The organism is Aliigemmobacter aestuarii (genome assembly GCF_004799285.1).
GTDB lineage: Bacteria > Pseudomonadota > Alphaproteobacteria > Rhodobacterales > Rhodobacteraceae > Aliigemmobacter > Aliigemmobacter aestuarii.
Genome location: NZ_SSND01000001.1, coordinates 962299 through 976138, shown reverse-complemented (window position 1 = coordinate 976138; position 13840 = coordinate 962299). Strand labels below are relative to the sequence as shown.

General features: G+C 66.5%; 14 protein-coding genes. All 14 read left to right on the top strand.

The window, feature by feature from the left end; translation table 11 throughout:
• Nucleotides 1-40: 40 nt before the first annotated feature.
• The 14 genes from ybgC (at nucleotide 41) to E7811_RS04645 (ending at nucleotide 13837) form a co-directional block, all read left to right on the top strand.
• Nucleotides 41-442 (top strand): tol-pal system-associated acyl-CoA thioesterase, encoded by a 402-nt coding sequence (gene ybgC / locus E7811_RS04710; protein ID WP_136393404.1) that lies wholly within the window; start codon nucleotides 41-43, stop codon nucleotides 440-442.
• 161 nt (nucleotides 443-603) lie between these two features.
• Nucleotides 604-1299, top strand: coding sequence for a protein TolQ (gene tolQ, locus E7811_RS04705; RefSeq protein WP_136393403.1), 696 nt, complete (start codon nucleotides 604-606; stop codon nucleotides 1297-1299).
• 3 nt (nucleotides 1300-1302) lie between these two features.
• Nucleotides 1303-1776, top strand: a complete 474-nt coding sequence (tolR, locus tag E7811_RS04700) for a protein TolR (RefSeq protein ID WP_136393402.1) — start codon at nucleotides 1303-1305, stop codon at nucleotides 1774-1776.
• A 9-nt stretch (nucleotides 1777-1785) separates the two neighbouring features.
• Nucleotides 1786-2913, top strand: coding sequence for a cell envelope biogenesis protein TolA (locus E7811_RS04695; RefSeq protein ID WP_136393401.1), 1128 nt, complete (start codon nucleotides 1786-1788; stop codon nucleotides 2911-2913).
• 128 nt (nucleotides 2914-3041) lie between these two features.
• Nucleotides 3042-4376, top strand: coding sequence for a Tol-Pal system beta propeller repeat protein TolB (gene tolB / locus E7811_RS04690; protein WP_136393400.1), 1335 nt, complete (start codon nucleotides 3042-3044; stop codon nucleotides 4374-4376).
• Nucleotides 4377-4482: 106 nt separating this feature from the next.
• The gene (pal, locus tag E7811_RS04685) at nucleotides 4483-5007 is read left to right on the top strand and encodes a peptidoglycan-associated lipoprotein Pal (protein ID WP_136393399.1); all 525 of its coding nucleotides are present in this window, start codon (nucleotides 4483-4485) and stop codon (nucleotides 5005-5007) included.
• A gap of 7 nt (nucleotides 5008-5014) precedes the next feature.
• Nucleotides 5015-5824: a tol-pal system protein YbgF gene (gene ybgF, locus E7811_RS04680; protein WP_136394229.1), complete on the top strand. Its 810-nt coding sequence runs from the start codon at nucleotides 5015-5017 to the stop codon at nucleotides 5822-5824.
• Complete coding sequence (tilS, locus tag E7811_RS04675; RefSeq protein ID WP_394345594.1) at nucleotides 5815-7074, top strand: tRNA lysidine(34) synthetase TilS; 1260 nt, start codon at nucleotides 5815-5817, stop codon at nucleotides 7072-7074. Before ybgF ends, tilS begins: the two co-directional genes overlap by 10 nt.
• A gap of 76 nt (nucleotides 7075-7150) precedes the next feature.
• Nucleotides 7151-9070 carry an ATP-dependent zinc metalloprotease FtsH gene (ftsH, locus tag E7811_RS04670; protein WP_136393397.1) on the top strand — a complete coding sequence of 640 codons (1920 nt, stop codon included), beginning with the start codon at nucleotides 7151-7153 and terminating at the stop codon, nucleotides 9068-9070.
• A gap of 126 nt (nucleotides 9071-9196) precedes the next feature.
• A complete protein-coding gene (locus tag E7811_RS04665) occupies nucleotides 9197-10201 on the top strand; it encodes a magnesium transporter CorA family protein (RefSeq protein WP_136393396.1) in 1005 nt (334 codons plus the stop codon).
• A complete protein-coding gene (locus E7811_RS04660; protein ID WP_136393395.1) occupies nucleotides 10189-10968 on the top strand; it encodes a methyltransferase domain-containing protein in 780 nt (259 codons plus the stop codon). Before E7811_RS04665 ends, E7811_RS04660 begins: the two co-directional genes overlap by 13 nt.
• Nucleotides 10969-10972: 4 nt before the next feature.
• Nucleotides 10973-11572 carry an MOSC domain-containing protein gene (locus tag E7811_RS04655; protein ID WP_136393394.1) on the top strand — a complete coding sequence of 200 codons (600 nt, stop codon included), beginning with the start codon at nucleotides 10973-10975 and terminating at the stop codon, nucleotides 11570-11572.
• 211 nt (nucleotides 11573-11783) lie between these two features.
• Nucleotides 11784-13460, top strand: coding sequence for a formate--tetrahydrofolate ligase (locus tag E7811_RS04650; protein ID WP_136393393.1), 1677 nt, complete (start codon nucleotides 11784-11786; stop codon nucleotides 13458-13460).
• A 71-nt stretch (nucleotides 13461-13531) separates the two neighbouring features.
• Nucleotides 13532-13837, top strand: a complete 306-nt coding sequence (locus tag E7811_RS04645; protein ID WP_136393392.1) for a chorismate mutase — start codon at nucleotides 13532-13534, stop codon at nucleotides 13835-13837.
• Nucleotides 13838-13840: the final 3 nt, after the last annotated feature.

Genomic DNA, 13840 nt, shown 5'->3' with positions numbered 1-13840 from the left:
TTTGGGCGCATTAGGGGCGATGCCCCAGGGGGCAGCGGACATGGCGCATATCCATCACCTAAGGGTCTATTACGAGGATACGGACCTTGCCGGGATCGTCTATTACGCCAACTACCTGAAATTCATCGAACGCGGGCGCAGCGAATGGGTGCGCAGCCTCGGCATCGACCAGACCCGCCTGCGGGCCGATCAGGGCATCGTCTTTGCCGTCCGCCGGGTCGAGGCCGATTACCTGCGCCCGGCGAAATTCGATGACGAGTTGCAGGTCGTCACCCGTATCCAGACGGTCGGCGGCGCCCGGATCGTGCTTGAGCAGGAGGTGATCCGCACGGGCGAGCGGCTGTTCGCGGCCACGGTGACGCTGGTCTGCATGGCCGAGGATGGCCACGCGGCCCGCCTTCCGCCCGAAATCCGCGCCCGTCTGGCGCCGGGGCTGCACTGACCCCGCATGGGCGCTGCACAGGTGCCGTGCCAGACATTTGAAGGCCCTCTGGGCGGAAACCTGCATCCTCGCAAGGATGTGTTGGCTTTCCCCCTCAAATCCGCGTAGAATCACGCGTAATGGAAGGCCGGAGACAACGGCCACAGCAACGAGCAGGCGTAATGGAAACGGAAACCCTCGCGATGGCGCAGGAGATTGATTTCTCCATGCTTGCCCTTTTCGCTCGCGCGACCCTGACGGTTAAGATCGTCATGATCATGCTTATGGTCATGTCCTTCTGGTCCTGGGCGATCATCATCCAGAAACACATCATGTTTCGCGGTGCCCGCCGCGAGGCGGCGGTGTTCGACCGGGCCTTCTGGTCGGGCGAGCCGCTGGACGAGCTGTTCGAACGCATCGGGCCCGAGGCCGTGGGCGCAAGCGAGAAGATATTTGCCAGCGGCATGGTCGAATGGCGGCGCAGCCACAGGCAGGACGGCGGCCTGATCGCGGGCGCGCAGGCCCGGATCGACCGGGCCATGGACGTGGCCATCGCGCGCGAAAGCGAGGCGCTGAACAAGGGCCTGTCCTTCCTTGCGACGGTCGGTTCGACGGCGCCCTTCATCGGGCTGTTCGGCACCGTCTGGGGGATCAAGCACGCGTTCGAGCAGATCGCGATCAGCCAGAACACCAACCTTGCCGTCGTGGCGCCGGGGATCGCCGAGGCGCTTCTGGCGACCGGGATCGGCCTTGTCGCGGCGATTCCGGCCGTGGTGTTCTACAACAAGCTGAACGCCGACAGCGAACGCATCATCGGCGGCTACGAAGCCTTTGCCGACGAATTCGCCACCATCCTGTCGCGCCAGCTGGACGCCTGACCGATGGGCGCGGGTGTCATCAAGGGCGGTGGAGGCGGCGGGCGCCGCGGCCGCCGCCGGCGCGGCAAGGCCGCCGCGATGAGCGAGATCAACGTCACGCCCTTCGTGGACGTGATGCTGGTCTTGCTGATCATCTTCATGGTTGCGGCCCCCCTGCTGACGGTGGGCGTTCCGATCGAGCTGCCCGATACCGCCGCACGGTCGCTGCCGACCGAACAGGAAGAACCGCTGTCGATCACCATGGCCGCCGACGGACGGCTTCTGATCCAGACGACCGAAGTGACAGAAGACACGCTGATCCCCCGCCTGCAGGCGATTGCGGCGGAACGGACCAGCGACAAGATCTTTCTTAGGGCCGATGGTGGCATTCCCTATGCCCGCGTGGCGCAGCTGATGGGGGCGCTCAATTCCGCCGGTTTCAATTCCATCGGTCTGGTGACGGACACCGACGGTCCGACCTTTGGCGGTGGCAACTAGGCCCAGGCGATGAACAAGGGCGTCATCATCTCTGGCATCGGGCATCTGGGCCTGATCCTCTGGGTCATCCTGGGGGACTGGCTCTTTGCGCCGAAGGACCTTCCGGCGGTGGAGGTGGCCGAGGTGTCGCTGATGTCGGGGGCCGAGTTCGAGGCGATGATGGCATCGGTCCCGGCCGATGCCGTGCCTGTCGAAGTGCCGCCGGCGCCCGAACCGCAGCCCGAAGCGCCGCCGCCGCGCCCCGAACCCGAGCCGGAACCTGAACCTCAACCGGAGCCGGAACCCGAACCTCAACCGCAGCCCGAAACGGAGCCCGAGCCGCAACCGGTTGTCGAGCCTCAGGTCGAACCCGAGGCCGAGCCGGTCATCGCGCCGCCGTCGGAAATCGTGCCGATCGACCCGGTCCCGACCGCCTCGCCCCGTCCGCGTCCGCGCCCGGCGGATCGTGTGTCGCCTGATCCGGTGGTGGCGCCCGAAGAGCCTGTGGAAACCGCGCCCGAGCCGACCCCCGCCGTCAGCCCCGAACCTGCACCCGAGGCCGAGGTGGTCGAGGAAGAACGCCCCGAGACCGCCCCCGAGGAATCGGGCGACATCCTGCGGACCGAGGCGACCGAAGAGGTCGAAGAGGCCCAGGCTCTGGCCCCGGTGGCCAGCGCCCGGCCGAAGCCGCGCCCCGCCCGCCGGGAAACCCCGGCCGAAACCCCGGCAGAGACGCAACCGGAAACGCCCGCCGATACGGGCACGAACGATGCCGTGGCCGCCGCCCTTGCCGAGGCCACGGCCGAACCCGCCCGGCCCTCGGCGCCGTCGGGGCCGCCGATGACCGGCGGCGAGAAGGACGCGCTGCGCGTCGCCGTCCAGCGTTGCTGGAACGTCGGCTCGCTGTCGACCGAGGCGCTTCGCACGACAGTCGTCGTCGGGGTCAGCGTGGCCCAGAACGGCGTTCCGGATGCCGGGTCGATCCGTCTGATCGAAAGCTCGGGCGGGACGGACGGGGCGGAACGCCAGGCCTATGAGGCCGCGCGCCGCGCCGTCATCATGTGCGGGTCGCGCGGGTTCCCGCTGCCGCCCGAAAAATACGAACAGTGGAAAGAGCTGGAACTTGTCTTCAACCCCGAAGGGATGCGGATGCGATGACACGGGTTCCGCCTGACCGGTTTTTCCCATTGGCGCAGGGCGCACGGCAAATTTATGCCGGATCGCGCCGTTGCCTGTCACGCTTCGCGCCGAAGCGTGCTATCCAGACCGCAAAGCATGAGGATCGCATGAGCCTGTTCCGTACCCTAGTCACCGCCCTGTGCGTGGCGCTTGGCCTTGGGGCGCTGTCCGCGCCCGTGCTGGCGCAGAGCGGCCCCTTGCGGATCGAGATCACGGAAGGCGTGATCGAGCCGCTTCCCTTCGCGGCTCCGGATTTCGTGGCCGAAAACGGCGCGGCGGCCGATTACGCGACCAACATCGCGCGGGTGATCGCCTCGGACCTGACCGGCACCGGGCTGTTCCGCGAGATCCCGGCCAGTGCCCACATCAGCCGCGTCACCAGCTTTGACGCGCCGGTGGCTTATGCCGACTGGAAGGCGATCAACGCGCAGGCACTGATCACCGGCGCAGTCGAGGTGGGCGGCGACAGGATCGTGGTGAAATTCCGGCTGTTCGATGTCGTTTCGGGCCAGCCTTTGGGTGACGGGCTGCAGTTCGCGGGAACGACGCAAAGCTGGCGGCGCATGGCGCACAAGGTGGCCGATGCCGTCTACAGCCGGATCACGGGCGAGGGCGGTTATTTCGACAGCCGTGTGGTGTTCGTGTCGGAAAGCGGCCCGAAGAACGCCCGGCAGAAGCGTCTGGCGGTGATGGATTATGACGGCGCGAACCTGGCCTATCTGACGGATTCCTCGTCGATCGTGCTGGCGCCGCGCTTTTCGCCCCGGGGCGACCAGATCCTGTTCACCTCCTACACCTCGGGGTTTCCGCGCATCTACCTGATGGACGTGGCCAGCCTCGCGACCCGCGCCCTTGCCGAACAGCCCGGCACGATGACCTTCGCGCCGCGCTTCTCGCCGGACGGGCAGACTGTGGTCTTTTCGCTTGAGCGGGGCGGCAACAGCGACCTTTACGCGCTGTCGCTGGGGTCGGGGCAGCTGACGCAACTGACGAACGCGCCGTCGATCGAGACCGCGCCGTCGTTCAGCCCGGACGGCAGCCAGATCGTGTTCGAAAGCGACCGGACCGGCACGCAGCAGCTGTATATCATGCCCGCCTCGGGTGGCGAGCCGCGCCGCATCTCGGGCGGGCAGGGGCGCTATGGCACCCCGGTCTGGTCGCCGCGCGGCGACCTGATCGCCTTCACCAAGCAGAACGCGGGCCGCTTCCACATCGGCGTGATGCGCACCGACGGGTCCGAGGAACGTCTGCTGACCGCCTCCTTCCTGGATGAAGGCCCGACCTGGGCGCCGAACGGCCGGGTGCTGATGTTCACCCGCGAGACGGCGGGCGAAGGTGGGCGGCCCGCGCTTTATTCGGTTGATATCTCGGGGCGGAACCTCAAACAGATCCAGACCGAGACGGCGGCGTCCGATCCGGCTTGGTCGCCCTTGTTGCCGTGAACGAAAGAGAACGTGAACAGGCGCCGGATTCCCCCGGCGCCGCAAAGCTGATAACCTGCCCGGCAAGGGACAATTCCCGTGGGCAAGACCTGTCGAGGGGCAAGACATGCAGATGATGACCAAGGCACTGATGGTGGTGGCGGCGTTCGGCCTGGCCGCCTGCAACAATCCTGACCGTTTCGGCGGCGGCCCCGGCGGCCCGGGCGGCCCGCTGAACGGGACGGGGATCGACGGATCGACCCTGGGCGGGCCAAACGATCCGCGCTCGGTGGCCTATTTCAACCAGACGATCGGGGATCGCGTGTTCTTTGCCGTCGACCAGTCGACCCTGTCGCCCGAGGCGACGGCGACGCTGATGCAACAGGCGCAGTGGCTGAACACCAACACCGATTACGCGGTCATCGTCGAAGGCCATGCCGACGAACAGGGCACGAGGGAATACAACCTTGCCCTCGGCGCGCGCCGTGCCAGCGCGGTGCAGAACTACCTGATCTCGCAGGGGGTGTCGCCGAACCGCATCCGCACCGTGTCCTACGGCAAGGAACGCCCGGTCGAGGTCTGTTCGGACGAGGCGTGCTATTCGCGCAACCGCCGCGCGGTGACGGTCCTGTCGATGGGGGCGGGGGCGTAACGCCGTGCTGCGGGTCCTGACCCTTGTCGCGTTCTTGCTGCCCGGTTTGGCCCTTGCGCAGGACCGGGCGCAGACACTGGCCGACATCCGGGCCGAGCTGTCCCAGCTGAATGCGCAGTTCACCGCGCTGAAGCAGGAGCTGGTGACGACCGGCGCCGCGCAGACCGGCATCGCCGGCGGTTCCGCGCTGGAGCGTCTGAACACGATCGAGGCGGAACTGATGCGGCTCAACGCCAAGACCGAGGAGGTCGAACTGCGCCTGAACCGCGTGGTGCAGGACGGATCGCTGCGGCTGAACGATCTGGAATTCCGCGTGGTCGAGATGGAAGGCGGCGATCTTTCGCAGGTCGGCCAGGCCCCGCCCCTGGGCGGTGAAGCGCCCGTGGCCGCGTTTCCCGCACCCACAACCCCGCCCGCCGGGACGCCCGAGCTTGCAATGGGCGAACAGGCGGATTTCGACCGGGCCAAGGGGGTGCTCGGTCAGGGTGACTTTCGAACCGCCGCGGACCTCTTTGCGGCCTTTGCCACGGCCTACCCGGGCGGCCCCCTGAGCCAGGAGGCGCAATTCCTGCGCGGCGAGGCGCTGGAAAACCTGGGCGATACCGCGAATTCCGCGCGTGCCTATCTTGAGGCGTTTTCCGGCCAGCCCGACGGCCCGCGCGCAGCCGAGGCGCTGTTCCGGCTTGGCCGGCAACTGGGCGCGCTGGGGCAAGGCCCCGAGGCCTGTGTGACACTGACCGAGGTCGGCGCGCGCTTTCCGGGCTCGCAGGCGGCGGCCGATGCGGCGGCGGCAATGGCAGGGCTGGGGTGCCAGTAGACGGCTGGCCGCCGGATCAGGGGGCGGATGCGCCCCTCTTGCTGTCGGCGAGCCATCCCTTTCCGCCGGATGCACGTCGGATAGGCGTTGCGGTTTCTGGCGGCGGGGATTCCATGGCGTTGCTGCATCTGCTGCACCGCGCCGCGCCCCATCGCGGGTTTTCCCTTTCTGCGGTCACCGTCGACCACCGCCTGCGCCCCGAGGCTGCAGCCGAGGCCCATGCCGTCGCGCGGTTCTGCGCAGGTCTTGGCGTGCCGCATGAAACGCTGGTCTGGGATCACGGCGCGATCCAGGGCAACGTGATGGACGAAGCGCGCCGGGCGCGGATTTCGCTGATCTCGGCTTGGGCGCGGGCCAAGGGGATCGGCCATGTCGCGCTTGGTCACACCGCGGACGACCGGGCCGAGGGGTTCCTGATGGGTCTGGGCCGGGCGTCGGGGCTCGACGGGCTGACCGGCCTGCGCCCCTTCTGGCGCGAGGCGGGCGTCTGGTGGGGGCGTCCGCTGCTGTTGCACGGGCGCCAGGAGCTGCGCGCCTATCTCACGCGCCACGGCATCGGCTGGATTGACGACCCGACGAACGAGGATGACCGCTTTGCCCGGATCAGGGCGCGGCGCGCGCTTGCCGCGCTGGCGCCCCTGGGCATCACCATCGACCGGTTGGCGACCACGATCGACGCCCTGACCGAGGCCCGCCGCGCGCTTGAGGCGGCGACGAAGGCCGCCGCCGCGCGCATGGATTGCGCCGCTGGCGCCTTGCGGATCGGTCAGCAGGACCTGGCGGATCTGCCACGGGAAATCCGCCGCCGTCTGTTGACTGCCGCGATCCGCTGGATGGGCGGGGCGGACTATCCGCCGCGTGAGGCGAAGGTCGCGCATCTTCTGGAGGCGCTGGACGAGGGGCGGGATGCAACGCTGGGGGGCGTACGGTTCCGGTCGCGCAAGGGCGGGGTGTCGATCACCCGCGAGCCGCGCGCGGCATGCGGGCCGGTGGCGATCGGGCAGGTCTGGGACCACCGCTGGCAGGTCGAGGGGCCGGACCTTCCGGGCGCGCATGTCGCGGCCCTTGGGGCAGAAGGCCTGCGGCAAGTCGCGGACTGGCGGCAATCGGGCCTCGCGCGCGATGTACTGGCCGTGACGCCCGCGATCTGGCAGGGAAAGCGGCTGATTGCCGCGCCATCTTGCGAAAAAACGGGGCAATGGCGCGCCACTTGCTGCCCGTCCTTCGTGACATTCATCTTATCGGATTGAACCCCTCGCAGTTATGCCTATTTTATTCGGCAAGGCGTGCGCCAACATCCTTGGCGCCGTATGGGGAGACATATTCGTGGGCAATGCACGAAACATCGCATTCTGGGTCGTCCTGTTCCTTCTGGTGCTGGCCCTGTTCAACTTGTTCAGCGGCGGCCAGACCACGACGTCCTCGCGGAGCCTGTCCTATTCTGATTTCATCCAGAAGGTCGATGCGGGCGACGTGACGTCGGTCACGATCGACGGCGAACGGGTGATCGTCCGGGGCAAGGATGGCAATCAGTACATGACCATCCGCCCCGAGGGTGAAGACGGGCTGACCGAACGGCTGATCGCGAAGGAAGTGGAAATCCGCGCCGAGCCGCAACAGCAGTCGGGCTTCATGTCGCTACTTTCGCTGTGGCTGCCGTTCCTTCTGCTGATCGGTGTCTGGATCTTCTTCATGAACCGGATGCAGGGGGGGGGCCGTGGCGGCGCAATGGGCTTTGGCAAGTCGCGCGCGAAACTGCTGACCGAAAAGCACGGCCGCGTCACATTTGACGACGTGGCCGGCATCGACGAGGCCAAGGAAGAACTGGAAGAGATCGTCGAATTCCTGCGCAACCCGCAGAAATTCAGCCGTCTGGGGGGCAAGATCCCGAAGGGCGCGCTTCTGGTCGGCCCGCCCGGCACCGGCAAGACCCTTCTGGCCCGCGCCATCGCGGGTGAGGCGGGCGTGCCCTTCTTCACCATCTCGGGTTCGGACTTTGTCGAGATGTTCGTGGGCGTGGGCGCAAGCCGCGTGCGCGACATGTTTGACCAGGCCAAGAAGAACGCCCCCTGCATCGTTTTCATCGACGAGATCGACGCCGTGGGCCGGGCCCGTGGCGTGGGCATCGGCGGCGGCAATGACGAACGCGAACAGACGCTGAACCAGCTTCTGGTGGAAATGGACGGCTTCGAGGCGAACGAAGGCGTGATCATCGTGGCCGCGACGAACCGCAAGGATGTGCTGGACCCGGCCCTGCTGCGTCCGGGCCGCTTCGACCGGCAGATCCATGTGCCGAACCCCGACATCAAGGGCCGCGAGAAGATCCTTGGCGTGCATGCCAAGAAGGTGCCGGTCGGCCCCGACGTGGACCTGCGGATCATCGCGCGCGGCTGCCCCGGCTTTTCGGGCGCGGATCTGGCGAACCTCGTGAACGAGGCCGCGCTGATGGCCGCGCGTGTGGGCCGCCGGTTTGTCACCATGGAGGACTTCGAGAACGCGAAGGACAAGGTGATGATGGGGGCCGAGCGTCGCAGCATGGTGCTGACCCCCGAACAGAAGGAAAAGACTGCCTATCACGAGGCCGGCCATGCCATCGTCGGCATGAACCTTCCGAAATGCGACCCGGTCTACAAGGCCACCATCATCCCGCGCGGGGGCGCGCTTGGCATGGTTGTCAGCCTGCCCGAGATGGATCGGCTGAACATGCACAAGGACGAAGGCAAGCAGAAGATCGCCATGACGATGGCCGGCAAGGCCGCCGAGATCATCAAGTATGGCGAGGAGGGCGTGTCTTCGGGTCCGGCGGGCGACATCCAGCAGGCGTCGAGCCTGGCGCGTGCCATGGTCATGCGTTGGGGGATGTCCGACAAGGTCGGCAACATCGACTACGCCGAGGCGCATGAGGGTTATCAGGGCAACACGGCGGGGTTCTCGGTTTCGGCCCATACCAAAGAGCTGATCGAGGACGAGGTGAAGCGCCTGATCGACGAGGGCTATGAGACCGCGCGGCGCATCCTTCTGGAAAAGGCCGAGGATTTCGAACGACTGGCCAAGGGCCTGCTGGAATACGAAACCCTGACCGGCGACGAGATCCGCAAGGTGATGGCCGGCGAACCCCTGGGCGGCGATGACGACGCGGGCAAGGGATCGTCCGGGGGCGGCGCAAGCTCGATCATCGCGATCCCGAAGACCAAGCCTCGCGCCCCGAAATCGGGTGGCGGGATGGAGCCCGAACCCTCGGCGTGATCCGGCCGCAACACTGTTGGCAAACCCCCGCCCATCCGGCGGGGGTTCTGCTTTCGGGGCCATCGACATCGGTTTCGCCCGGTCCGAAAAGGTGGTCTTATCGCCCTGGAACTGCGGGAGCCGCATATGATCACGATCTATGGTGTGGAAGCCGGTCGGCTTGTCGCGCTGCCGGGGCAGGACGACAGGACGCAGGCCCCTGCCGGGGGGCCGGCGCCCGTGTGGATCGACATGCTGTTTCCCTCCGAAGACGAGGAAAGGTTCGTCGAGGCACTGCTCGGGATCGGTATCCCCACGCGCGAGGACATGCAGGAAATCGAGATCTCGTCGCGGCTTTATCAGGAGGACGGCGCGCTTTTCCTGACGGCCCTTGTCATGGCCAGCGTCCCCGGCGGCCTTGCGGAAAACGAACCGGTCACCTTCGTGCTGATCCGGAACATCCTTGTGACCATCAGATACCATTCGCCACGGTCTTTCGGGGTCTTTGTCGATCTTGCGGGCCGGCAGTCCATGGGCCTGACGGGTGGCGGCGCCGTGTTCACCGCGCTTCTAGAGGTCGTGATCGACCGGCTGGCCGATATTCTTGAGGGCGAAAGGTTGCGGCTCGACGGCCTGACGGGGATGATCTTCCGCATAGGTTCCGACGACACGACGCACAAGCGGGCGGCCGATCTGACCGAGATGCTGGACCGGATCGGCCTTGCAGAAGACATGAACGGAAAGGTGGCCGAGTCGCTACGGTCGATCGAACGCGTTCTGGGCTTTGCCGTTGCCCCGAGCCCGGGCACAGGCGCCGCGCTTCAGAAGGTCGATCTGGTGCGCGTCAAGACGATGCGACAGGATCTGAAATCCCTCAGCGAATATGCCGAGACGCAGGCACAGAAGGTCAGGTTCCTGCTGGATTCCTCGTTGGGCCTGATCAACATCCGCCAGTCCGAGATCATCAAGGTCTTTTCGGTCGTGGCCTTTGTCTTTCTGCCGCCGACGCTGATTGCGTCCATCTACGGGATGAACTTCGATTTCATGCCCGAATTGCGGTGGCAATGGGGATATCCCGCTGCCTTGCTGGCGATGGTCGTATCGGCCGTCCTGCCCTATCTGTTCTTCAAGCTGAAGGGATGGATCAAGTGACCGACTGGAACCCGTCGAAATATGCGCAGTTCGGCGATTTGCGCCTGCGCCCGGCGCTGGATCTGCTGGCGCGGGTCGGCGACCTGCCGCCGGGGGCGGTGGTCGATCTGGGCTGCGGCAACGGCCCGGTCGGGGCGGCGCTTGCCGCGCGCTGGCCGGACCGCGACCTGATCGGCGTGGACCAGAGCCCGGCGATGCTGGAAAAAGCCCGCGAGACGGGGGCCTATGCGCGCCTGATCCAGGCGGATGTGGCAGACTGGCAGGCCGACGCGCCGCCTGCGCTGATCTTTTCCAATGCCGTGCTGCACTGGCTGCCCGATCATGACGGGCTGCTGCCCCGTCTGGCGGGGATGCTGGTTCCGGGCGGGATGCTGGCGGTGCAGATGCCGCGCCAGTTCAAGGCGCCTTCGCACCGGTTCCTGCGCGACATCGCCGCCTCGATGTTCCCCGACCGGTTCGATTTTGCCGACTATCAGCCACCTGTCCGGTCGTCCGAGGCGTACTGGGCGCTGCTGGAACCCCTGGGCGCGGTCGATGCCTGGGAGACGGACTATGTCCAGAAGCTTGACCCCTGGGCGGATGGTCACCCCGTGCGGCGCTTCACCGAAAGCACCGCGATGCGGCCGTTCCTGGAAAAGCTGACCGGGGCCGAGGCGGCGGAATTCATTCATGCCTATGAAACCGCCCTTGGCGCGGCCTATCCGCCGATGGCGGACGGGTCGGTGCTGTTTCCGTTCCGGCGCTGTTTCTTTACGCTGAAAGTCTGAACCCGTGCCGGCCCTGATGAAAACCGGATTGTCCGCGCGCATCGTCTGGATGGGTCTGGTGGCCGACCGCGCGGCAGCGCTGGAGGCAGCGCTGGTCACGTCCATCCTGGCGCGGTTCTCAGGGCCCGAGGGCGACGCGCATGGCGGGGTGACGCGCCCCTCGTGCAGCCGGGTCCTGGGGCAGTATCCGCGCGGCACGACGATCCGCAACACGCGGCAGTTCTCGATCCTGTCGGCCGAGGATCTGGCGTCCATCGCGGCGGAAATGGGGCTCGAAACGCTTGATCCAGCGCTGGTCGGGGCGACGGTCGTGGTCGAGGGGCTCCCGGATTTCAGCCACCTGCCCCCATCGTCGCGCCTTCAGGCGCCGTCCGGGGCGACGCTGGTCGTCGACATGGAAAACCGGCCCTGCTCCCTGCCGGCCCGTCCGATCGAGCGGCGCCATCCCGGCAAGGGCAAGCTGTTCAAGGCCGCCGCAGCCGGGCGGCGGGGCGTCACCGCATGGGTCGAGGCCGAAGGCGAATTGCGGCTGGGCGATGTGCTGACGCTGCATATTCCCGATCAACCCGTCTGGTCGCAGCTGGAACGGGTCCGCGCCCGCTGAAGCGGTTCGGCGCAATCTTGTGGAACGTATGTTCCACTGCGCGAAACTTTCCATCCATGCGTTCCGTTTTTTCCCATCGGAAACGACTGCTGGCGAATTTGCCGCCAATCGTGTCGGATTCGCTCCTTCCGTCGTTTTTCGGCCTCGGTATAGCGGGGGTGACGGAATAACAGCGTCACGGGGCGGCCCCGGCGCAGGGAGACAGATCAGCATGGCGTTCAAGACCGATATCGAAATCGCACGCGAGGCGAAGAAGAAGCCGATCATGGAAATCGGCGACAAGCTGGGCATCCCGGCGGAACACCTGCTACCCTATGGCCATGACAAGGCCAAGGTCGGGCAGGAGTTCATCAAGTCGCTGGAAGGCCGTCCGGATGGCAAGCTGATCCTCGTGACCGCGATCAACCCGACGCCCGCGGGCGAGGGCAAGACGACAACGACCGTGGGTCTGGGCGACGGCCTGAACCGGATCGGCAAGAAGGCGATCATCTGCATCCGCGAAGCCAGCCTTGGCCCGAACTTCGGCATGAAGGGCGGCGCCGCGGGCGGCGGCATGGCCCAGGTCGTGCCGATGGAAGAGATGAACCTGCATTTCACCGGCGACTTCCACGCGATCACCAGCGCCCACAACCTGCTGTCGGCGATGATCGACAACCACATCTACTGGGGCAACGAGCTTCAGATCGACGAACGCCGCGTGTCCTGGCGGCGGGTGATGGACATGAACGACCGCGCGCTGCGCGACATCGTCACCTCGCTTGGGGGCGTGTCCAACGGGTTCCCGCGGCAGACCGGGTTCGACATCACCGTGGCTTCCGAGGTGATGGCGATCCTCTGTCTGTCGAAGGATCTGGAAGACCTGCAGACGCGTCTTGGCAACATCGTGGTGGCCTATCGCCGCGACAAGTCGCCGATCTATTGCCGCGATATCAAGGCCGACGGCGCGATGACCGTCCTTCTGAAGGACGCGATGCAGCCGAACCTGGTGCAGACGCTGGAAAACAACCCCGCCTTCGTGCACGGCGGCCCGTTCGCCAACATCGCGCATGGCTGCAACTCGGTCATCGCGACGCAGACCGCGTTGAAGCTGGGCGAATATGTCGTGACCGAAGCCGGTTTCGGGGCGGACCTCGGCGCCGAGAAGTTCTTTGACATCAAGTGCCGCAAGGCTGGCCTGAAACCCGCCGCGGCGGTGATCGTGGCCACCGTGCGCGCGATGAAGATGAACGGCGGTGTGGCCAAGGCCGATCTGGGCGCGGAAAACGTCGAGGCGGTCAAGAAGGGCTGCCCGAACCTGGGACGCCACATCGCCAACGTCAAATCCTTCGGCGTTCCGGTCGTCGTGGCGATCAACCACTTCTACAGCGACACCGATGCCGAGGTGCAGGCCGTCAAGGACTATGTCGCCGGTCAGGGCGCCGAGGCGATCCTGTGCAAGCACTGGGCCGAGGGCAGTGCAGGGATCACCGACCTCGCGAAGAAGGTGGTGCAACTGGCCGAATCCGGGGCGTCGCACTTTGCACCGCTCTATCCCGACGAGATGCCGCTGTTCCAGAAGATCGAGACGATCGCCAAGCGCATCTATCACGCCGACGAAGTGATTGCCGACAAGTCGATCCGCGACCAGCTGAAGACCTGGGAAGCGGCGGGCTATGGCCATCTGCCGATCTGCATGGCCAAGACGCAATACAGCTTCTCGACCGATCCGAACCTGCGCGGTGCGCCCACCGGCCATTCGGTGCCGGTGCGCGAGGTGCGCCTGTCGGCCGGCGCGGGCTTCATCGTGGTGATCTGCGGCGAGATCATGACCATGCCGGGCCTGCCCAAGGTGCCGTCGGCCGAAGTGATCCGGCTGAACGACCTGGGGCATGTCGAAGGCCTGTTCTGATCCGTCGCGGGGCGTTGCCATCCGGGGCCGGCGGGCGTAAGCCCCCGGCAGACCCGGAAGGAGACTTGGCAATGAAGACCCCGGCGGAATGTGCGACCATGGCCGACATCCGGGCCGAGATCGACCGGCTGGATGCGGAACTGGTGCGGCTCTTTGCGGCGCGCGCGGGCTATATCGACCGCGCCGCAGAGGTGAAGCAGGCCGCCGGCCTGCCCGCCCGGATCAACGACCGCGTCGAGGAAGTCGTCGCCAATGTGCGCCGGCACGCCCTGGAGCATGGTCTGCCGCCAGACGGCATGGAAGCGATCTGGCGCGGTGTCATCGAATGGTCGATCGCGCGGGAAATGGAAACGCTGGGGCCGGGCGCGCACGCCTGACCC

Excerpts from the sequence above, each read along its gene's own strand:
- E7811_RS04650 (WP_136393393.1), top strand. The coding sequence starts at position 11,784 with ATGGCGTTCAAGACCGATATCGAAATCGCACGCGAGGCGAAGAAGAAG.
- tolR (WP_136393402.1), top strand. The coding sequence starts at position 1,303 with ATGGGCGCGGGTGTCATCAAGGGCGGTGGAGGCGGCGGGCGCCGCGGC.
- E7811_RS04660 (WP_136393395.1), top strand. The coding sequence starts at position 10,189 with ATGGATCAAGTGACCGACTGGAACCCGTCGAAATATGCGCAGTTCGGC.
- tolB (WP_136393400.1), top strand. The coding sequence starts at position 3,042 with ATGAGCCTGTTCCGTACCCTAGTCACCGCCCTGTGCGTGGCGCTTGGC.
- E7811_RS04695 (WP_136393401.1), top strand. The coding sequence starts at position 1,786 with ATGAACAAGGGCGTCATCATCTCTGGCATCGGGCATCTGGGCCTGATC.
- tolQ (WP_136393403.1), top strand. The coding sequence starts at position 604 with ATGGAAACGGAAACCCTCGCGATGGCGCAGGAGATTGATTTCTCCATG.
- ybgC (WP_136393404.1), top strand. The coding sequence starts at position 41 with ATGGCGCATATCCATCACCTAAGGGTCTATTACGAGGATACGGACCTT.
- pal (WP_136393399.1), top strand. The coding sequence starts at position 4,483 with ATGCAGATGATGACCAAGGCACTGATGGTGGTGGCGGCGTTCGGCCTG.
- E7811_RS04645 (WP_136393392.1), top strand. The coding sequence starts at position 13,532 with ATGAAGACCCCGGCGGAATGTGCGACCATGGCCGACATCCGGGCCGAG.
- E7811_RS04665 (WP_136393396.1), top strand. The coding sequence starts at position 9,197 with ATGATCACGATCTATGGTGTGGAAGCCGGTCGGCTTGTCGCGCTGCCG.